17 protein-coding genes are annotated in these 19,072 nt (G+C 57.1%); 3 read left to right on the top strand and 14 right to left on the bottom strand.

Annotated elements, in window-relative coordinates; all coding sequences use genetic code 11:
• Positions 1–24 precede the first annotated feature (24 nt).
• Complete coding sequence (gene ccoM / locus ACZ5Q2_RS12665) at positions 25–174, bottom strand: cytochrome c oxidase subunit CcoM (RefSeq protein ID WP_374786540.1); 150 nt, start codon at positions 172–174, stop codon at positions 25–27.
• A 255-nt stretch (positions 175–429) separates the two neighbouring features.
• Here ccoM and ACZ5Q2_RS12660 point away from each other — a divergent pair, with 255 nt between their 5' ends.
• Genes ACZ5Q2_RS12660 through pta form a run of 3 tightly spaced genes read left to right on the top strand, consistent with a single transcriptional unit; the run spans position 430 to position 6,240 of the window.
• Positions 430–2,850 (top strand): bifunctional diguanylate cyclase/phosphodiesterase, encoded by a 2,421-nt coding sequence (locus tag ACZ5Q2_RS12660; protein ID WP_431475148.1) that lies wholly within the window; start codon positions 430–432, stop codon positions 2,848–2,850.
• Between the two features lie 21 nt (positions 2,851–2,871).
• Positions 2,872–4,059 (top strand): acetate/propionate family kinase, encoded by a 1,188-nt coding sequence (locus ACZ5Q2_RS12655; RefSeq protein WP_230714225.1) that lies wholly within the window; start codon positions 2,872–2,874, stop codon positions 4,057–4,059.
• Positions 4,060–4,086: 27 nt separating this feature from the next.
• On the top strand, positions 4,087–6,240 hold the full coding sequence (gene pta, locus ACZ5Q2_RS12650) for a phosphate acetyltransferase (RefSeq protein ID WP_152438280.1): 2,154 nt from the start codon (positions 4,087–4,089) through the stop codon (positions 6,238–6,240).
• 36 nt (positions 6,241–6,276) lie between these two features.
• Here pta and der read toward each other — a convergent pair whose 3' ends face one another.
• From der to trmJ, 13 genes are all read right to left on the bottom strand, one after another.
• Positions 6,277–7,698 carry a ribosome biogenesis GTPase Der gene (gene der / locus ACZ5Q2_RS12645; RefSeq protein WP_230714223.1) on the bottom strand — a complete coding sequence of 474 codons (1,422 nt, stop codon included), beginning with the start codon at positions 7,696–7,698 and terminating at the stop codon, positions 6,277–6,279.
• A 63-nt stretch (positions 7,699–7,761) separates the two neighbouring features.
• Positions 7,762–8,925, bottom strand: a complete 1,164-nt coding sequence (gene bamB, locus ACZ5Q2_RS12640; RefSeq protein ID WP_230714221.1) for an outer membrane protein assembly factor BamB — start codon at positions 8,923–8,925, stop codon at positions 7,762–7,764.
• Positions 8,925–9,581 carry a YfgM family protein gene (locus ACZ5Q2_RS12635; protein WP_106695888.1) on the bottom strand — a complete coding sequence of 219 codons (657 nt, stop codon included), beginning with the start codon at positions 9,579–9,581 and terminating at the stop codon, positions 8,925–8,927. The genes bamB and ACZ5Q2_RS12635 overlap by 1 nt, the downstream gene beginning before the upstream one ends.
• Before the next feature lie 42 nt (positions 9,582–9,623).
• Positions 9,624–10,877 carry a histidine--tRNA ligase gene (gene hisS, locus ACZ5Q2_RS12630; RefSeq protein WP_432210042.1) on the bottom strand — a complete coding sequence of 418 codons (1,254 nt, stop codon included), beginning with the start codon at positions 10,875–10,877 and terminating at the stop codon, positions 9,624–9,626.
• A gap of 71 nt (positions 10,878–10,948) precedes the next feature.
• A complete protein-coding gene (ispG, locus tag ACZ5Q2_RS12625; RefSeq protein ID WP_374786536.1) occupies positions 10,949–12,067 on the bottom strand; it encodes a flavodoxin-dependent (E)-4-hydroxy-3-methylbut-2-enyl-diphosphate synthase in 1,119 nt (372 codons plus the stop codon).
• A 33-nt stretch (positions 12,068–12,100) separates the two neighbouring features.
• The gene (locus ACZ5Q2_RS12620) at positions 12,101–13,084 is read right to left on the bottom strand and encodes a RodZ domain-containing protein (protein WP_432210043.1); all 984 of its coding nucleotides are present in this window, start codon (positions 13,082–13,084) and stop codon (positions 12,101–12,103) included.
• Complete coding sequence (gene pilW, locus ACZ5Q2_RS12615) at positions 13,074–13,880, bottom strand: type IV pilus biogenesis/stability protein PilW (RefSeq protein ID WP_374786534.1); 807 nt, start codon at positions 13,878–13,880, stop codon at positions 13,074–13,076. The genes ACZ5Q2_RS12620 and pilW overlap by 11 nt, the downstream gene beginning before the upstream one ends.
• Positions 13,881–13,916: 36 nt before the next feature.
• Positions 13,917–15,026 carry a dual-specificity RNA methyltransferase RlmN gene (gene rlmN / locus ACZ5Q2_RS12610; RefSeq protein ID WP_058091091.1) on the bottom strand — a complete coding sequence of 370 codons (1,110 nt, stop codon included), beginning with the start codon at positions 15,024–15,026 and terminating at the stop codon, positions 13,917–13,919.
• Positions 15,027–15,088: 62 nt separating this feature from the next.
• Positions 15,089–15,517, bottom strand: a complete 429-nt coding sequence (gene ndk / locus ACZ5Q2_RS12605) for a nucleoside-diphosphate kinase (RefSeq protein WP_058091092.1) — start codon at positions 15,515–15,517, stop codon at positions 15,089–15,091.
• Positions 15,518–15,583: 66 nt separating this feature from the next.
• Positions 15,584–16,732 carry an IscS subfamily cysteine desulfurase gene (locus ACZ5Q2_RS12600; protein WP_374786533.1) on the bottom strand — a complete coding sequence of 383 codons (1,149 nt, stop codon included), beginning with the start codon at positions 16,730–16,732 and terminating at the stop codon, positions 15,584–15,586.
• 19 nt (positions 16,733–16,751) lie between these two features.
• A complete protein-coding gene (gene iscR, locus ACZ5Q2_RS12595; RefSeq protein ID WP_061332149.1) occupies positions 16,752–17,249 on the bottom strand; it encodes a Fe-S cluster assembly transcriptional regulator IscR in 498 nt (165 codons plus the stop codon).
• Positions 17,250–17,327: 78 nt separating this feature from the next.
• Positions 17,328–18,107: a serine O-acetyltransferase gene (gene cysE / locus ACZ5Q2_RS12590; RefSeq protein WP_058091095.1), complete on the bottom strand. Its 780-nt coding sequence runs from the start codon at positions 18,105–18,107 to the stop codon at positions 17,328–17,330.
• A complete protein-coding gene (trmJ, locus tag ACZ5Q2_RS12585) occupies positions 18,100–18,960 on the bottom strand; it encodes a tRNA (cytosine(32)/uridine(32)-2'-O)-methyltransferase TrmJ (protein ID WP_058091096.1) in 861 nt (286 codons plus the stop codon). The genes cysE and trmJ overlap by 8 nt, the downstream gene beginning before the upstream one ends.
• Positions 18,961–19,072: the final 112 nt, after the last annotated feature.

Here is a 19,072-nt window from a genome sequence, read left to right as displayed (position 1 = left end):
ATCGGTTAAGCGATTTTTTGCCGGTTAGCCGCCCTGCCCTCCATGATGACTTTTGTGCCCCTTTTCTCCGTGGGCTTTCTGGTCTTTCATGACGAAAATCCCAACCCCCACAAAAAAGCCAACCATCAGCAACACGGTTGCGATACCTGCGATAACCACTGCATCCATATACATAGCGTTAACTCCTGCCCTATCTGAAACTTGATTAAGCTCAGGTTACGCTCGGGCGACCAACCCCGTATTGATCTGTGTCAAAGGCAACTATCACCTCTTTCATTTCACAAACTGCGAAACACCGCCCGAATTATTCCGTTATTTCCTGTATTTGCAGCGCATTCGACATAAACTACTGCTATAGTCGATAACAGGATAAGCACCCACTCTGCGCATCTTATGCCTGATATCCAATGTGATAGCGAAGTTCACAACATGCCAGAATTCATGCCCCGATTGAGGCGTATTCGCACAGCCTCTCCGCTTTCGTTCAGGCTCCTGGCATGGATCCTATTGTTCAGTACTGCCTTCACACTTCTGGCGGCGGGCGTGCAGATCTATTCTGATTACCGTAAAGACCTGTCGCTGATCGAAGAACGGATGGAAGTGATTGAATCCGGCTACGCCTCAAGCCTTGCCCGAAGCCTCTGGGCCCTCGATCAGAAACTTCTGCAAACACAGATGGAAGGCATCCTGAGCCTGCCGGATATCACTCACCTTCGACTCCGAATCGAGCCTGACTCCGAACTCGTCATGGGAGAAATCCCCAGACAGGCCGATACCCTTGTCCATCGTTTTGAACTGGTTCAGCGAGATGGAACTGAGTTCCTGCTTGGAGAGTTGGAAGTCACCGCCAACCTGGAGAGGGTTTATGGCGAACTTCAAAGAAAAGTCGGTGTAATTCTGGCCACGCAGTTCCTGACCGTCTTTTTTGTTTCCGTGCTTATCCTGTGGATATTCCAGCACCTTGTGACACGCCACCTCACCGCCATGGCCGACTACACCAAGGATCTATCCCTGAAAAACCTGTCCAGGCCCCTGGTGCTGGACAGGCCTGACAGCTCGGCCAACGGCAAAGATGAACTGGGCATGGTAACGGATGCCATCAACCAGATGCGTGAGCGATTGATTGATGATGTCGCCCGTCGCGAGCGCGATGCGGCCGACATCCTGAAGTTTTCCAAGGCCATTGATCAGAGCCCGTCATCAGTTCTGATCTGCGATCGCCAATGGCGAATCGAGTATGCCAACCGGAAGTTCAGCCAGCTTACCGGCCACACGACAGACGACATCATTGGTAAACACCCGTCTCATCTGATCGAAAACAGTATGGACATCCAGGATGCCCGCCACCTTTGGCAGTCCATCAGGCTCCAGGTGCAACGGGTTGGTGTTTGGCAAGGCGAAGTCAACAGCGTCCGGCGCAATGGTGAGCGCTACTGGGAGCAACTGGTGGTCACCCCTATCCGCGATAATAACGGTGACACCACCGGCTACCTGATCCTCGGTGAAGACATCAGCATCCGTAAGCGTTATGAACAGCAACTGTTGCGCCAGGCCAATTACGACATATTGACCGGCCTGCCAAACCGGATGCTGGCCCTGGATCGCCTCAAGCTGGCACTGGCCCAGGCCCGCCGAGACAATTCCCAGGTGGGGGTCATGTTCCTGGACCTCGACAATTTCAAACACATCAACGACACCCTCGGCCACGATGCCGGCGATACGCTGCTGGTTGAGGCCGCCCGCCGTATCTCCAGCTGCCTCAGGGGCACCAGTACCGTAGCCCGCCTGGGTGGGGATGAGTTTCTGGTTATCCTGCCGGGCCTCACGGGAACTGAGGCCTCATGCCAGGTCGCGGAGAGGATCCTGAAAACCTTTGCCCCCGCGTTTATGCTCAATGGCCAGGAAGTCTTCGTGACAACCAGTATCGGGATCGCCATCTTCCCTACCGACTCCGATAACAGTGGTACATTGCTCCAACATGCAGATGCCGCCATGTATCAAGCCAAGCACAAAGGAAAGAGCTCCTACGCCCAGTTCACGCCGGAAATGACCGAAGTGTCCCATGAGCGGCTTCAAATGGAGTCCCATATGCGTAAGGCGCTGGAGTTGGGAGAATTCGAGCTGTATTACCAGCCGATAGTGGACACCGCTTCTGGCTCATTGATCGGTGCCGAGGCGCTGCTGCGCTGGAATAATCCGGCCATGGGAATGGTTATGCCCGACCGCTTCATTCCGCTGGCTGAAGAAACCGGCCTGATCATCCCGATCGGCGAATGGGTTATCGAGGAGGCCTGCAAAGCCGCTGTCGCCTGGCGAGCCATGACCGGCCTCGAATCCCTTTCGATTGCGGTCAATGTATCGCCCCGCCAGTTCCGGGACCCCGGCTTTACCGATGCAGTCATGCGCTCCCTCAACGCCAGCGGGCTGCCACCGGAATGCCTTGAGCTGGAGATTACCGAAAGGCTCATTCTTGATAACACCATTGAAACCGCCGACATCCTTCGGCAACTGGACAGGACCGGCATCCGGCTGTCAGTTGACGACTTCGGAACCGGCTATTCGGCCCTCAGCTATCTGAAGTCGTACCCGTTCGACACACTCAAGATCGACAAATCCTTTATTCAGGATGTGTTGAACGAAAGTGGAGACGCCTCACTCGTGCGCGCTATCATCAACATGGCCCACAGTCTGGGACTGAAAGTCATCGCCGAGGGCGTCGAAGAAGAGGGGCAAACCCACTTCCTCAAGAATGAAAACTGCGACTATTCCCAGGGCTACTTCTACGGTCGCCCGATGCCCGAGCAGGATTTCATCTACTGGCTGGAAACCAATCATCGGGCCAATCTCTGAATCATCAAAACGGCACCAAGCATGAACGAAACAATACTGGTCGTGAACTGCGGCAGTTCATCTATCAAACTCGCGCTGTTCGACAGCAACCTCGAGAAACAAGCCTCTGCACTGGCTGAACGATTGAATAATCCCGACTCAATGGCAAAGATTTCCGGTGATAGCGTACCGGTGGACTTACCTGCAAACGCTTCCCACGACCACGCCCTGCAGGCCCTGGTAAACGCTTTCTACGACCGCAACCTGATGAGCCAAGAGCCTGCCTCCATCGGTCACCGGGTGGTTCATGGTGGCGAGGCCTTTCGGGAGGCCGCACAGATCGACAAAAACACCATAAAAGCCATTGAGGATTGTGCCTCACTGGCGCCACTTCACAATCCAGTCAACCTGATCGGCATCAACGCCATGCAGCGACTGTTTCCGGATGTACCGCAGGTGGCAGTTTTCGACACCGCTTTCCATCAGAGCCTGCCAAAACGGGCCTTCCTGTATGCCCTGCCTGAACACTATTACCGGGAATGGGGTATCCGGCGCTATGGGTTTCACGGCACCAGCCATCAATTTATGGCCCATGAGGCTTCGCGCCGGCTGGGCAAGACTCCCGCGACGACGTCCATCATTTCAGCGCATCTTGGCAACGGCTGCAGCATGACTGCCATCGATAACGGCATCAGCAAAGATACCAGCATGGGGCTGACGCCGCTGGAGGGGCTGGTGATGGGCACCCGAAGCGGCGATGTCGACCCGGGGCTGTTTGACTACCTGGCCGGGCGCGGCATCAGCGCCAGTGAAGTTCACAGGGTTTTGAACCAGGACAGTGGCTTGCTCGGGCTGTCTGGACAGACCAATGATATGCGCTCGCTGTGCGAGCTGGCTGACCATGGCCACGAACCTTCACAACTGGCCATCGATGTATTCTGCTTCCGTCTGGCGAAGTACTTTGGGGCCATGATGGTGTCCCTGAGCCATCTGGATGCCCTGGTGTTCACCGGTGGCATTGGAGAGAACAGTGCGAGAGTCCGAGCCCAGACGATCGAACACCTGAAATTACTGGGCATTACTCTCGATCCGGACCTGAACAACCATCACGGCCAGTACAGTGAAGGCCATATTGGTGACGCGGATTCCCGTTTTCCGGTACTGGTCATCCCAACCAACGAGGAACTGGTGATTGCCAGAGAAGCCAGCCGGCTCGCTAACCTAAACTGACATTCAAGGACGTAACCAGGAACCATTATGGCTAAGAGTCTGTTTATTGCCCCGACATCCCTTGATTCGGGCCTCACTTCCGTATGCCTGGGCTTGCTGAGGGCTCTGGAACGGGAAGGAGTAAGCGTCGGTTTTTACAAGCCTTTCAGTCAATCGGTGCATCGTGGTGAGGCCCGGCACAACGAAGGCAAGGACTCCTCGGTAGAGTTCGTCCGCTCCCGCAGCCACGTGCAGACACCCGACCCTCTACCCCTCAAGCAAGCCCAGCAGTTATTGAACCACGGCAAGGCGGATTTGCTGCTGGAAACCATTGTCGGGGAGTACCAGAAGGTCGCCAAAGACTTCGACGTTGTCATTATTGAGGGCCTTGTGCCAGACCGAAGCGAGGCCTACATTGCCCGGCTGAATGTAGAAGTGGCCCGGAACCTGAATTCCGAGGTCATTCTTGTCAGCACCCCGAGAACCTGCACGGCTTCCGAACTGGACGAGGAACTGGATTTCTCCGCCCGGATTTTTACCGCCCCGTCGGACCCTGACGTGATCGGCGTTATCCTGAACAAGGTTGGTGCCCCGGAAAAAACGGGCATCGCCCTTGACCAGCACCCCGATCACGAGCACCAGGACATCGATTATCAGACAGCCTGTTCGGTATTCAACACCGGGCGCTTTCGCCTGTTGGGTGAAATCCCCTGGCAACCGCACTTGCTGGCACCCCGTGTTTCCGACGTGGCCCGCGAGCTCGCGGTACCGGTACTCCATGGCGGCCAGATGCACTCCCGGCGGGTACAACGCGTGTCTGTGTGCGCCCGCACCATCCGGAACATGACCGACATCCTCAAGCCAGGCACCCTGCTGGTCACCCCGGGTGACCGGGAAGACATCATCGTGACCACAGCCGTGGCGGCACTCAACGGTGTGCCGCTCGCCGGATTGATGCTCACCGGTGGCCTGATGCCCGATGACAGGGTAATTGACCTGTGTCGGCGAGCACTCGAAACGGGGCTGCCGGTGCTCAGTTCTTCCACCAATACCTATGAAACCGCTCACATGCTTGCCAACCTGTCGGCCACCATTCCCATCGATGACCCCGATCGGATTGAACAGGCCATGGAGTCTGTGGCTACGCGAATCGATACCGACTGGCTGCAGGAACATTTGAAGGTTCAGCGCCAGGGGCGCCTGTCGCCACCAGCGTTTCGTTATCAACTGTCCGAACGGTCCCGGGCCGCCAACAAACGCATCGTGCTGCCTGAAGGTGCGGAACCCAGAACCGTTCAGGCCGCCATCATTTGCCACCAGCGTAAACTTGCCCGCTGCGTTCTGATCGGTGATCCGCGAGAAATACAATCGGTTGCCAGCTCCCAGGGCGTTGAACTGCCCGAAGACCTTGAGATTCTTGATCCTCAGTCAGTCCGGAATCGCTATATCGCGCCCATGGTGGAATTGCGAAAACACAAAGGGCTAACTGAAGACATGGCCGAAGCCATGCTCGAGGACAACGTGGTACTGGGCACCATGATGGTTGCCATGGATGAAGCCGACGGCCTCGTGTCAGGGGCCATTCACACCACCGCCAATACCGTTCGACCGGCTCTGCAGCTGATCAAAACCCACGATCACGCCAAAGTGGTGTCATCGGTATTCTTCATGCTCCTGCCCCAGCAGGTACTGGTTTACGGTGACTGCGCCATCAACCCGGACCCCAACGCTGAGGAATTGGCAGATATTGCCATCCAGAGTGCCCAGTCCGCCGAGGCCTTCGGCATCGAACCAGTGGTTGCCATGATCAGCTACAGCACCGGGGAATCCGGCACCGGCGCCGATGTGGATAAAGTCAGGGAAGCCACTCGCATTGCCAGAGAACGCCGCCCCGACCTGCTTATCGACGGCCCACTGCAGTACGACGCCGCAGCCATCGAGAGTGTCGGCAAGGCCAAGGCACCGGACAGCAAGGTGGCCGGCAAGGCAACGGTATTTGTGTTCCCGGATCTCAACACCGGCAATACCACCTACAAGGCGGTTCAGAGAAGTGCCAATGTGGTCAGTGTTGGCCCGATGCTGCAAGGCCTGAGAAAACCCGTAAACGATCTGTCGCGTGGGGCGCTGGTGGAGGATATTGTTTTCACAATTGCCCTGACAGCGGTTCAGGCCCGCCAGGTAGAGAGTGCCGGGTTGGCGTAACGCCAACCCGTTACAGAAGGGGCACCGCCCGTCAGATCAGCGCTTGACGCTCTTCTGCCGGGTTTTGCGCACACGGCGCCCCTTCTTGATGTCGTTGTCTTTTTTCACTTTCTGGCGCGGCGTCAGGCGGTCCACCTTGGTGGCGAAGGGGTTTTCACCAGACCGGAACTCAAACCGGATGGGCGAGCCCACCACCTTCAGCACCTTGCGGAAGGTATTCTCCAGGTACCGTTTATAAGCACCGGGCAACGAATCCACCTGATTGCCATGCACCACCACCACCGGCGGGTTGGAACCCCCCTGGTGGGCGTAGCGCAGCTTGATACGACGACCATGAACCATGGGGGGCTGATGCTGGGCCACGGCATCCTGCAGGATGGCGGTCAAGCGATTGGTTGGCCACTTGGCCATTGCGGACTCATAACAGGCCTGCACAGACTCGTACATGGTGCCAACACCGGTACCATGCAAAGCCGAGATATAATACTTGTCGGCGTAATCCAGGAAGTCCAGGCGGCGCCCCACCTGCTCTTTCACCTTTTCGCGGTCTTCCGGATCCATGCCATCCCATTTGTTGATGGCAATCACCAGGGAGCGGCCCGCATCCAGAACAAAGCCGATCAGGTGCATATCCTGGTCAACGAGCCCTTCCCGGGCATCAATCACCAGAATAACCACATGGGCGTCGTCTATGGCCTGAAGGGTTTTGATGATGGAGAACTTCTCCACCACTTCTTTCACATTCTTCCGGCGCCGCACACCGGCTGTATCAATGAGGGTGTACTGATGGCCGTGCCGCTCGTAGGGGATATACACGCTGTCCCGTGTGGTGCCGGGCATATCGTAGACAACGACCCGTTCCTCACCCAGCATCCGGTTGACCAGAGTCGATTTGCCTACGTTCGGGCGACCGACCACTCCAATTCGGATACCCGGGTACCGATCAGCCCGGTCCTGCTCTTCAACGTCCAGCGGCTCAGGCAGCAGAACTTCCAGTAGCGAGCGAATACCCCGGTTATGGGCGGCCGCAATCTGGAAGGTGGACTCAAAACCCAGGGAGTAGAAATCGGCGGCGGCGACATCCGGGTCCTGGCCATCGGTCTTGTTCACCACCAGGTGCGCCTGCTTGCCGGAACGGCGCAGATGATCTGCAATCATCTCATCACCGGCTGTCAGCCCTGCCCTGCCGTCGACCAGAAACAGCACGATATCCGCTTCCTCAACGGCCTGCATGGACTGGCGGGCCATCTCTGCGTCCAGCCCCACCTCGTCACCGGTCAAACCACCGGTATCGATGACAATGAACTTCTGCCCCTCGTATTGACCCTCTCCGTATTTCCGGTCACGGGTCAAACCCGGAAAATCCGCCACCAGCGCGTCGCGGGAACGGGTCATCTGATTGAAAAGAGTGGACTTACCCACGTTCGGGCGTCCTACCAGGGCAATAACTGGGGTCATAATGTTCTGCTATATAAAAAGGTCAAAAGCCCGGCTCATGCCGGGCTGATCATGTGAACGGTGTTACTTTTTTGGTTTCAGGCTGTAAACCGCCATTCGCCCACCGTTGCCGTAAACCAGCAGGTTACCATCTTCAATCACCTGAACCGGTACGCGGATACCGTCACTGTCGAACTTCAGCTGGCCCTGCAAGGCGCCATCCTCCCGGGAGAGTGCGTGCAGGTAGCCCTCGTAATCCCCGGTAACCACGTAGTCACCGCTGGCCACCGGCCGGGTGACCTGGCGCCAGGACAACCGGTCCTGAACCCAGAGTTCGCGGCGGTCGCTGCCCCGGTAAGCAATAATGTCACCGTTCGCCGCCGCCAGGAAGATGCTGCCACCACCGATACTTGGCGAGTAGAAACTTGAAGCACGGCGGCTCCAGATTTCCTGCCCGGAGCGAATATCCACCAACGCCAGCTTGCCCTGGTACCCCGCCACCATAATGGCCGATTCCAGGACCAACGGCTGGCCACCGATATCCACCAGCCGCTCCAGTTCTGTGCGGCCCTGTGGTTGCCCGACTTCGTATTGCCAGACTGGCTGGCCAGCATCCGCGGTGAGCGCTATAACACGGCCGTTGGCGAAAGAAGCAATCACAATATCGCCGCCCACCAACGGGGCCGCCGCCGTGCGCATGGACAGCACCGGCACCTGGCCGTCGTACTGCCAGCGACGCTCGCCGTTCGCGGCATCAAAACCGATAACGCGGCCATCGGTGGTTTGGGCAACCACCAGGGAGCCGTTGGACTGGGGCGCAGCCAGGCCCTCGGTGGGTAGTGATGCCCGCCATAACTCATCGCTGGTTTCCCGGGACAGGGCGACCAGTTCGGCGTCGCGGGTGATGTAATACAACTGCTTACCGTCGCCACCAAAGCCGGCAAATATCCGATCTTTCGACCGCCGCTGCCAGAGCGCCTTGCCATTCCCGGGCTCCACTGCCACCAGCAGGCCATCGGCAGAGGCTGCATAAATCACGTCGCCGGCGTACAGCGGTGCCAGGTGCAAAAACTGGCCATCATGTCCCTTACCGACTGACATGGTCCAGATACGTTTGAACTCAACAGTGGCATCAATTTCAGGAACCGGCACTGGCTGTTCAAAGGTGTCCTTGGTACTGCAGCCCACGAGCAGCACCACCAGGGATGCCAGAGAAAAACGGACGAACCTGTTGCGAGTTACCCGCATCAGGCCCCCTCCCCAACACCAAGGTCAGAGAGCTTAAGTTCCAGGATACCGCTGCGGCCCTGTTGGTTTTGCTCCCGTGCCGTGATGTAGGCATCACGGGCGCCGTCGGTGTCACCTTGTGCGAGCAGGATGTCCCCGCGCAATTCTGAGAACACGCCAGCAAAGGCGTCGGCATTAGCCGCACCATCCAGGGTTGCCAGAGCGTCATCGTACCGCTCGGCAGCAAACTGTGCCCGGGCCAGTCGGTTACGCACAACCAGGCTCAGGGCCGGGTAATCCGCTGCCTTGTCCAGGGCCCAGTTCAGTGAGTCAATGGCGGCCTCGGCGTTACCGTCCACCATCATCTGTTGGCGAGCCAGTACCAGGTTGCCATAGATGGCGTAGGCGCTCTTGCCATAGTCGTTGCGAAGGGTCTCGGCGACAAATGCAACGGTTTCGCTGGCATTCTCGTCGGATTCATCGGCAAAGGCATTGAGCAGAGTGGCAAACTGGTTAGCCGCTTCCGCACGCTGCTGAGCCTGGTGGTTCTGCCAGGCCTGCCAGCCGAATACGATGGCCAGCGCAGCACCGATACCAATCAGCAGAGAACTGCCGTTCTTCTTCCACCAGTCCTTGATCGCCTGGATCTGTTCCTCTTCGGTGCGCAACTCAGCCATGTAAACTCCTGTTCATCAATAATGTTGCTGTTCTTGTGAAATTCATTGTGCAAGCCGGCTGGCGAGCGCCTGGGCCAGTTCACTGCGGGCAATGTCCTGCTGCGGCTCATCGTCGCGCAAGGGCTTCAGGCCAACATTGCCACTGGCCAGCTCATTCTCGCCCAGGATGACCGCGTAGCGGGCGCCGCTGCGGTCCGCCTTCTTCATCTGGCTCTTGAAGCTGCCGCCGCCACAGTGAGTGACAACCACACTACCGGGCAACGCGCTGCGAAGTTCTTCGGCAATCGCCATTGCCGGGGCGATAACCTTGTCGCCCATGGCGGTTACGTATACGTCGGCATGGTTGTTAACGTAATCAGGCACCAATTCCAGGGTTTCCAGCAACAGGATCAGTCGCTCCAGCCCCATAGCAAAGCCCACCGCCTTGGTTGGTTTGCCACCCAACTGCTCTACCAGGCCATCGTAACGGCCACCAGCACACACGGTGCCTTGTGCGCCGAGGCTGTCGGTAATCCATTCAAAAACCGTTTTGCCATAGTAATCCAGACCCCGAACGAGGGCCGGGTTTACGCTGTATTTCACACCGGCGGCGTCCAACAGCCCCTTCAATTGCTCAAAGTGGGCCCGGGATTCGTCATCCAGGTACTCGTCCAGGCTTGGCGCCCCTTCCAGGATTTTCCGGGTTCCGGCATCCTTGCTGTCCAGAATTCGTAACGGATTCGTGGTCAACCGGCGCTTACTGTCGTCATCCAGCTGATCCCGGTACTGGTCCAGATAATCAACCAGAGCCTGGCGGTAGACTTTCCGGGCTTCACTGGTGCCAATGGAGTTAATCTCAAGGCGCGTATGCCCGGCAAGACCAAGGGCCTGCCACAGCCGCGCCGTGAGTATCAGCAACTCGGCGTCTATATCCGGACCATCCATGCCAAAACATTCCACGCCAATCTGGTGGAACTGGCGGTAACGGCCTTTCTGGGGGCGTTCGTGGCGGAACATCGGGCCGGTATACCAAAGCCGGCGGGTCTGGTTGAACAGGAGGCCATGCTCTTCGGCTGCCCTGACGCAACCGGCTGTGCCTTCCGGGCGAAGGGTCAGGCTGTCGCCATTCCTGTCGTCAAAGGTGTACATTTCTTTTTCGACGATGTCAGTGACTTCACCAATCGAGCGCTTGAACAGTTCGGTCTGTTCAACCACCGGCATGCGGATTTCCTGGTATCCGTATTGCCCAAGTACCTGACGTACCGTTGACTCTACATACTGCCAGACGGGGGTCTGCTCCGGCAGAATATCGTTCATTCCGCGGATTGCCTGAATCTTAGCCAAGTTAAAACCCTGATACTTTAATGAATGATGTCAGAATGGACAGCTCAGTCCGCAGACCGGGCAATCACGGATTCTTCCTGCTGCTGCCGCTCTGCAACTTTTTCCCGGATGATTCGCTCCAGGTCATCCGTCAGCGTCGCATTGTCCAACTTCTGATTTGGCTTTCCGTCCAAATACAGAAGGTTTTTCGGCGTACCGCCCGTCAACCCGAGGTCCGCCACCTTGGCTTCTCCGGGACCGTTCACTATGCAGCCAATAATGGCAACGTCCAGGGAGGTATTGACGTCTTCCAGGCGAGCCTCCAGATCATTCATGGTCTGGATCACATCAAAGTTCTGCCTGGAACAGCTGGGGCAAGCGATGAAGTTGATACCACGGCTGCGCAAACGCAGGCTCTTGAGAATATCGTAGCCAACCTTGATTTCCTGCACGGGGTCTGCGGCCAGTGATACCCGAATGGTGTCGCCAATACCGTCCATCAGCAACATGCCCAGGCCGATAGAGGATTTTACTGTGCCCGAACGAAAGCCACCGGCCTCGGTAATGCCAAGATGCAGCGGCTGTACAATCTGGGAGGCAATCTTCCGGTAGGCATCAACGGTCATAAATACCTCTGACGCCTTCAGGCTAACCTTGAAATCCTGGAAATCGTGTTTATCCAGAATATCGATGTGCCGCATGGCAGACTCTACCAGGGCCTCTGCAGTGGGTTCACCGTATTTGCGCTGCAGGCTCTTTTCAAGAGACCCGGCATTCACGCCAATACGGATCGGGATATTGCCGTCCCGAGCGGCACTGATGACCGCGTTGACGCGATCGTCCCGGCCAATGTTACCGGGATTGATGCGCAAACAGTCAACACCAAGCTCGGCCACTCGCAGGGCAATTTTGTAATCGAAGTGAATATCGGCAACGAGCGGCAGAGATACGCGCTTACGAATCTGTCCGAACGCTTCAGCGGCCTCCATGGAGGGTACTGAAACACGGACGATATCGGCGCCGGCCTCCTGCAACGCTGCAATCTGGCCAACAGTCGCCTCTACATCACAGGTGTTTGTGTTGGTCATGCTCTGAACCGCAATCGGTGCATCGCCGCCAACCGGCACATTGCCCACCATGATCTGGCGGGATTTACGTCTTTTGATCGGGGATTCGTGTTTCATTTGCTGGAACCAACAGTTATTCGGGCGTTCGGATCAAAGTTCGAGCGTGAACTCCGATCGGTTGTTCACTACGCGAAAATCACCAATATTCAGGGCTTCACCCTGGAATCGAATGGACTCAACGGCGCTCACAGCACCAATAACCACAGTCAACGGTGCATCTCCGGTCACATCCAGTTGCTCTCCGCTACGTCGCAAGCCGCTGACCAACCGGCTACCGCCGGCGTCTGTCACCTGTACCCAGCAATCTCCTGAAAAGGCAATCTGCAGCCTGGCCTCGGTTGTCGCGGCGGGAGCAAGGAGCTGCTCTTCCTGCAAAGCAGGCTCTGTAGACTGGGTGACTGCGGGCACCCGGTCAGCCGGAAGCTCTTCCAGCTCCGCACCGGTGGGTTCCGGCTCCAGCGGCTCTGCCGGGGGTACACGTTCAATTTCCGGAACCGACGAGCCTTCTTCAGGTAACGGCTGTTCTGCAGCGCTGAACTCGTCATTCGGCTCGGTAACCGGCTGCACGTCCTGACCATCACTCATTCGGCCCTGATCCGGCGTCACTGTCCCGGCCGGGGTTTCCGCCTCTGGAGCCGCCTCACCGTCCGTTCCCTGCTCCGCAAGATATCCTGCGATCAGGTAGGCCACCAACGCGACAACCAACAGCGCCAAGAGCACTTTTGCAACCTGACGCTTGCGGCGTTTCTTGCGTTCAATGGAAACCAGGGGGCTTGCCTGGCGTTCCTGTTCCCTTTGCTGGCGAGCCGGCTCCAGCTCCCGATTCAGGTCGGCAATAACCGCGTCTGCGTCCAGCCCCACCTGGCGGGCATAGGCACGCACATACCCTTTTAGGAAAAGCTCACTGTCTATTTTGCTGTAATCGCCGTTTTCTATAGCCTGAATCACAGACGGCCGGAGATGCTGTTCATCAGCAATGGCTGAGACGCTCAATCCGAGACGTTCACGACCTTGCCGAAGCTGCTCCCCGACAGGCTCCGCCGTCACCTGATCTGGCTCCACGTCACCGGTCATTGGCAATCAACACCCTGTATTGTTGGTATTCCAAAGAATCTGAGTAATCATTTCGGAGCAACATCGCCAGGCTCACTTCCTGATCACGATCATTAAAATGCCGCGCTATCCGAATACCCGTATACAGGCTTTCCGCCGAGTGTGACAAGCGGGTATTGCGCTGGATCATGGTCTGGAGGCGGCTGTAATAACGGGAAGCCTCGGTAAAATCCTCCTGTTCAACCAACACCCTGGACAGAGAAAGCAAGGTTCTTGCTTCACCGCGAGTCAGTTCCACCGCTCGTCGGTAGGCCCCCGCGGCAGCATCCAGGTTACCAAGCCGCTCCTCAGTCATGCCCAGATTATAGAATACCGCTCCGCGCTCCCGGTAACCGGTATCGCGTGAAGCAACACTGAACTGATCCCGGGCTTCGGAAAACCGCTCGTTACTATATAGAAAAGCACCGTAGTAAACCCGCGCCCGGGAGTAACTGGAATCCTGACTGATGGCGCGTTTGAAGTTACGCTCGGCCAGTTCCGGCTCACCCTCAGCGTTATAGACCAAACCCATGGCAGCCAGGGCTTCAGAACTATTCGGGGAGAGTTCCAGGGCACGTTCAAGGTGGTGGCGAGCACGATCAAGATTGCCCTGACCGATATAGGCCGTGGCCAGCTGTACATAGTTACTGACCGCTTTGTCGCGGTCCGCTTCCCGGGAAAAGCGACTGTCGGTTGTGGTTACACAGCCAGAGAGAACAAGACCGAACAATAGAACAGCCGTTGTAAACAGATGCGAGCCTTGTGCTTTTCCTTTCACGAAACACCTTACCTTAGTCGCTTCCGCGTTGTTAAATCAGGGGTTTACCTGCTGTACTGCAATATATCTCTGGCTCCTGCGAGTTCGGTCCTCCACCCGCCCGACCAATTGCCCACAGGCAGCGTCGATATCGTCACCACGGGTGGTACGAATGGTGGTTACGTATCCGCCCTCGTTGAGTACCGTCTGGAATCGTCGCGTTGCGTTCATGCTGGGCCGCTTGAAATCGCTTTCCGGGAACGGGTTGAACGGGATCAGGTTAATCTTGCAAGGCAGACCTTTCAACAGGGCCACCAGCTCCCGCGCATGTTCCGGTTTATCATTAACGCCTTCAATAACCGTATATTCAATGGTGGCCTTACGTTTATCCGGCAACCGGGCGAGATAACGCCGCGTCGCCGCCAGAAGTTCCGCTATGGGATACTTTTTATTCAATGGAACCAGCGTGTTGCGCAGCTCATCATTGGGTGCGTGGAGCGAGATGGCCAGTGAAACATCGGTAACCTCACCCAACCGGTCCAAGGCAGGCACCACGCCAGACGTGCTCAGGGTCACCCGCCGTTTGGAGATACCATAGGCCAGATCTTCCATCATCAGGTTCATGGCATCGACGACGTTGTCGAAGTTAAGCAGCGGCTCACCCATGCCCATCATCACCACGTTGGTGATCGGGCGATCATTGGGATCAAACGGCATGAAGGCTCTTCGGGCAACCCAGACCTGACCGATAATCTCAGCGGCAGTCAGGTTACGATTGAAGCCGCGCTTGCCAGTGGAACAGAACGTGCAGTCAAGGCTACAGCCAATCTGCGAAGACACGCACAGGGTGCCCCTCTCGCCGTCCGGAATCAGCACGGTTTCAACACTGTTGCCGTTGTCCATGCGCATCACCCACTTTCGGGTGCCATCTTTGGAGGTCTCGTCATAAACCACCTCCGGACCACGAACTTCGGCGATTTCCTTGAGCCGTTCACGCAGTACGCGGCTCATATTGGTCATTTGATCGAAGTCATCAACGCCTCGCTGATGGATCCACTGCAGCACCTGCTGCGCCCGGAAGCGCTTTTCGCCCAGGGTCTCAAAGAACGCCTCAAGCTTGGCTTTGGGCATCCCCAGGAGATTGATTTTTTCGGCAGTGCCAGTCATGCAATAACCTCGATCAGATAACCAATTCAGGGGTGGTTTTCACCACCCCTGAACCAACAACATCAACCGCGCGGGCAGATCTCGTTGTCATTGAAAAAATACGCCACTTCACGCTCAGCGGAAGCTGCTGAGTCTGAACCGTGAACGGCATTGGCATCAATGGATGATGCAAAGTCGGCACGGATAGTGCCGGCCGCCGCTTCTTTCGGGTTGGTAGCACCCATCAGATCGCGGTTCTTGAGGATGGCGCCTTCGCCTTCCAGCACCTGTACAACCACCGGGCCAGACGTCATGAAAGCAACCAGATCGTTGAAGAACGGGCGCTCTTTGTGCTCGGCGTAGAAACCTTCTGCCTGCTCCTGGGTCAGGTGCATCATCTTGGCAGCGACGATTTTCAGGTCAGCTTTCTCGAAACGGCTGTAAATTTCGCCGATAACGTTCTTGGCGACCGCGTCGGGCTTGATAATAGAGAGCGTGCGCTCGTTTGCCATGGTATTTCTCCAGTCAGGTTCATGAAAATTCAGAGGTGCGATTATACGCAGTCCGGGTGCAACTGCCTACCGCACGGCACGAAGTCGGGTAACAACATCAATAATTTGCGAACAGGCAAAATCCATTTCCTGCTCGGTGCTGAACCGGCCAAACGAAAACCGAAGGGCACGGTGCGCCAACTCATCGCTCAAACCTATGCCCCGCAACACAAACGAGGGCTCTACTGTCGCTGAGGCGCAGGCGGAACCGGACGATACCGCGAGATTTCGTAGCCCGAGCATTAAAGACTCAGCCTCCACACCCTCGAATGACAGATTGACAATGCCAGGCACCCGATGTTCCCGACTGCCGTTAAAGTGCACCCCTTCGAGCCCTTCCAGCCCTGTGAGAAATCGTTCGCGCAGCGATTCAAGCCGGGACAGTTCTTCATCAAGCCCCGCGCCGGCCAGCTCAAACGCCCGCCCCATGCCAACAATCTGATGGGTTGGCAGGGTACCAGAACGCATCCCCCGCTCATGGCCACCGCCATGCATCTGGGCCTGAATACGCACATCGGGAGAACGGCGCACATAAAGCGCTCCCACGCCCTTCGGGCCATAGACCTTGTGCGCTGACAAAGACAGAAGATCAACGTTCAGCTCGCCCACCACCACTGGGATTTTACCCGCAGCCTGAGCGGCATCAACATGCAGCAGGATGCCTCGCTGGCGAAGCTGCTCGCCGATGGCGGCAATATCGGTCACACACCCCAGCTCATTATTCACCATCATCAGGCTGACCAGCACGGTGTTATCACGCAGGGCGGCTACCACCGCCTGGGGGTCAATCCGGCCGTCAGACTCGGGGTGCAGCCAGGTAACGTCAACACCGTTTTGCTCGAGCCATTTGCAGGTATCCACAACCGCCTTGTGCTCGATCACCGAGGTTACAATGTGAGGCGATTCGTGGCCGGCAACCGCACCCTTGATGGCCAGGTTGTCGGACTCGGTAGCGCCGGAGGTCCAGACAATCTCCCTTGGGTCGGCGTGAATCAGGTCAGCGACCTGGCGTCGAGCGTTTTCAACGGCCGCTTCCGCTTGCCACCCGTATCCATGGGAACGAGAAGCAGGATTACCAAACACTCCGTCAAGGGTCAGGTAGTTCATCATGTCTGAGGCAACAGACGGATCAACGGGCGTCGTGGCCGCGTAGTCCAGGTATACGGGCTTTTTCATAATCACAGGATGCTGTTTATCAGGCAGTGGCCTGGTCGGTCAGGCGTTGGGTATTAATCGCGTCAGAGTCATCATCCGAGTGCTTCCGGTTCTGGCGATCCGCCACCTGACGGATCTCGCGCTTCCGCATCAAATCCCCCAGACTGATTTCACTCAGGAACTGGTGGATCTGATCACTCAAATCAGACCATAAATGGTGGGTAAGACACTTCTCGCCATTCTGGCAATCGCCCTTGTTGCCGCAACGGGTGGTGTCGAGCGATTCACTGACCGCATCCACCACTTCAGCAACAAACACGTCGTCGGCAGGCCGACTCAGGCGGTAGCCACCGCCCGGACCACGCACACTCACCACCAGATGCTGGCGACGCAAACGCGAGAACAACTGTTCCAGATAAGAGAGGGAAATTTCTTGCCGGGCTGAAATATCCGCAAGACTTACCGGCCCCTGGCTTCCGTGCAGAGCCAGATCAAGCATCGCCGTCACAGCGTAGCGGCCTTTGGTGGTCAGCTTCATATTCTCAGCCCCAGTGATGGGATTGAATCTCGATTCGCAGGGCTGAGTATGAATTGACCCACCAAAACAGTCAAGTATTCAACCCCTGCCCTCGTTGTCCGCCTCGTCGCGCACACAGTCAAAGTCTTCTTCATGCAACGGCGGCAGCTCTCCGTTCTGATATTCACTGTTCACCTTACGGAGTGCTTTGCACATGGTTTCAATTCGATCATCCACCGCATGCATGTGGTCGAGGAGCGAACGCATGGCCCGGGCAACCGGGTCTGGCATCTCTTCCGTCACACCATAGGCGTCAAAGCCCATGCGCTCTTCCATCTCCTTGCGCCGCACGTCATCGTCGGAGTGGCGCTTCACAATCACCCGGCCCGGAATACCCACCACTGTAGCGCCGGCGGGGACGGCTTTGGTAACCACGGAATTGGAACCAATCTTCGCACCAGGGCCCACTTCGAACGGCCCAAGAATCTTTGCACCTGCACCGACAACCACGCCATCACCGATAGTCGGGTGGCGTTTGCCTTTGTTCCAGCTGGTTCCGCCCAGGGTAACGCCCTGATAGAGGGTGACGTCATCGCCGATAACCGTGGTTTCCCCGATCACCACGCCCATGCCGTGGTCGATAAAAAACCGCCGACCGATGGTCGCACCCGGATGAATCTCAATACCGGTGAACCAGCGCGCCAACGTGGAGATGGTCCGCGCCAGCCACTTCAGCCCAAGATTCCAGAGCCAATGGGAAAACCTGTGAAACAGCAATGCATGGAGGCCCGGATAATTGGTAAGCACCTCGAAGGTGTTCCGCGCCGCCGGATCCCGGTGAAATACGCTTTTGACATCTTCCCTTAAACGCTCAAACATGGCCTTTTTCCTGCCCCTCATCCGCAGTATTTTTCTGCTTGTCGCTCCCCGGCAGGGTTCCGGCAGCCTTTTGTACGGATGTCAGAATGCCCCTAAGGATATTGATTTCCATCTGGTCAAGACGTGCGCGCTGAAACAGGCGTCGCAGGCGGGTCATCAGTTGCCTGGGGTTGTTACGACGATGGAAATCCACATCCACCAACACCTGTTCCAGATGCCCGAAGAAGCCTTCCACCTCCTGCACTTCTGCCGGCGGCACATCCCAGCCACGGTCGCCCGGTCCAACCATGGCCTCAAGATTGGGACTCGCCTCACCTTCTTCAAGGCTGCGCAGGTAATGCATGCGCAATTCGTAGCAAACCACCTGCACCGCCATGGCCAGATTCAATGAACTGTAGTCCGGATTCGACGGAATATGAATGTGGTAGTGGCAACGCTGAAGCTCATCATTGGACAAACCGTGGTTTTCACGCCCGAACACCAGCGCAACCCGACCCTGCCGGCTATATTCGCCCGCCGTCGCTGCCGCCTGGGGCGGAGCAATCACCGGCCAGGGCACCTTCCGGCCGCGGGCACTGGTACCCATCACCAGCACACAATCCGCCAGCGCGTCGTCAAGCGTGGCAACCACCTGGGCCCTGTCCAGAACATCTGAGGCACCGGCAGAACGCGCGTAAGAGGCCTCATCCGGGAACGAAGCCGGGTTAACCAGCCATAAGTTGCCCAGCCCCATGTTTTTCATCGCCCTTGCGACCGCACCAATATTGCCGGAATGCGAAGTTTCAACCAGGACGATCCTGACCTGATCATTGAACGTGTCAGAACCTTCCTGTGGCAATGCGGGCTTGTGCATGGTTTTCGGGCCTATGAATTAACAGACGTTAAATATTGGAAGGGAATGATAGCAGAAACCCGGGCCGCCCTGCTCTCCGGAGTTGCCGAAACCCATGGTATCCGTGCATTTG

This window comes from Marinobacter alkaliphilus (assembly GCF_055394375.1).
The sequence above is the reverse complement of the archived record's forward strand: the minus strand, read 5'-3'. Positions and strand labels throughout refer to the sequence as shown.

Bases quoted from the DNA above. Each gene is read 5' to 3' on its own strand.
- ccoM (WP_374786540.1), bottom strand. From the start codon at position 174: ATGTATATGGATGCAGTGGTTATCGCAGGTATCGCAACCGTGTTGCTG.
- ACZ5Q2_RS12660 (WP_431475148.1), top strand. From the start codon at position 430: ATGCCAGAATTCATGCCCCGATTGAGGCGTATTCGCACAGCCTCTCCG.
- ACZ5Q2_RS12655 (WP_230714225.1), top strand. From the start codon at position 2,872: ATGAACGAAACAATACTGGTCGTGAACTGCGGCAGTTCATCTATCAAA.
- pta (WP_152438280.1), top strand. From the start codon at position 4,087: ATGGCTAAGAGTCTGTTTATTGCCCCGACATCCCTTGATTCGGGCCTC.
- der (WP_230714223.1), bottom strand. From the start codon at position 7,698: ATGACCCCAGTTATTGCCCTGGTAGGACGCCCGAACGTGGGTAAGTCC.
- bamB (WP_230714221.1), bottom strand. From the start codon at position 8,925: ATGCGGGTAACTCGCAACAGGTTCGTCCGTTTTTCTCTGGCATCCCTG.
- ACZ5Q2_RS12635 (WP_106695888.1), bottom strand. From the start codon at position 9,581: ATGGCTGAGTTGCGCACCGAAGAGGAACAGATCCAGGCGATCAAGGAC.
- hisS (WP_432210042.1), bottom strand. From the start codon at position 10,877: ATGAACGATATTCTGCCGGAGCAGACCCCCGTCTGGCAGTATGTAGAG.
- ispG (WP_374786536.1), bottom strand. From the start codon at position 12,067: ATGAAACACGAATCCCCGATCAAAAGACGTAAATCCCGCCAGATCATG.
- ACZ5Q2_RS12620 (WP_432210043.1), bottom strand. From the start codon at position 13,084: ATGACCGGTGACGTGGAGCCAGATCAGGTGACGGCGGAGCCTGTCGGG.
- rlmN (WP_058091091.1), bottom strand. From the start codon at position 15,026: ATGACTGGCACTGCCGAAAAAATCAATCTCCTGGGGATGCCCAAAGCC.
- ndk (WP_058091092.1), bottom strand. From the start codon at position 15,517: ATGGCAAACGAGCGCACGCTCTCTATTATCAAGCCCGACGCGGTCGCC.
- ACZ5Q2_RS12600 (WP_374786533.1), bottom strand. From the start codon at position 16,732: ATGAAAAAGCCCGTATACCTGGACTACGCGGCCACGACGCCCGTTGAT.
- iscR (WP_061332149.1), bottom strand. From the start codon at position 17,249: ATGAAGCTGACCACCAAAGGCCGCTACGCTGTGACGGCGATGCTTGAT.
- cysE (WP_058091095.1), bottom strand. From the start codon at position 18,107: ATGTTTGAGCGTTTAAGGGAAGATGTCAAAAGCGTATTTCACCGGGAT.
- trmJ (WP_058091096.1), bottom strand. From the start codon at position 18,960: ATGCACAAGCCCGCATTGCCACAGGAAGGTTCTGACACGTTCAATGAT.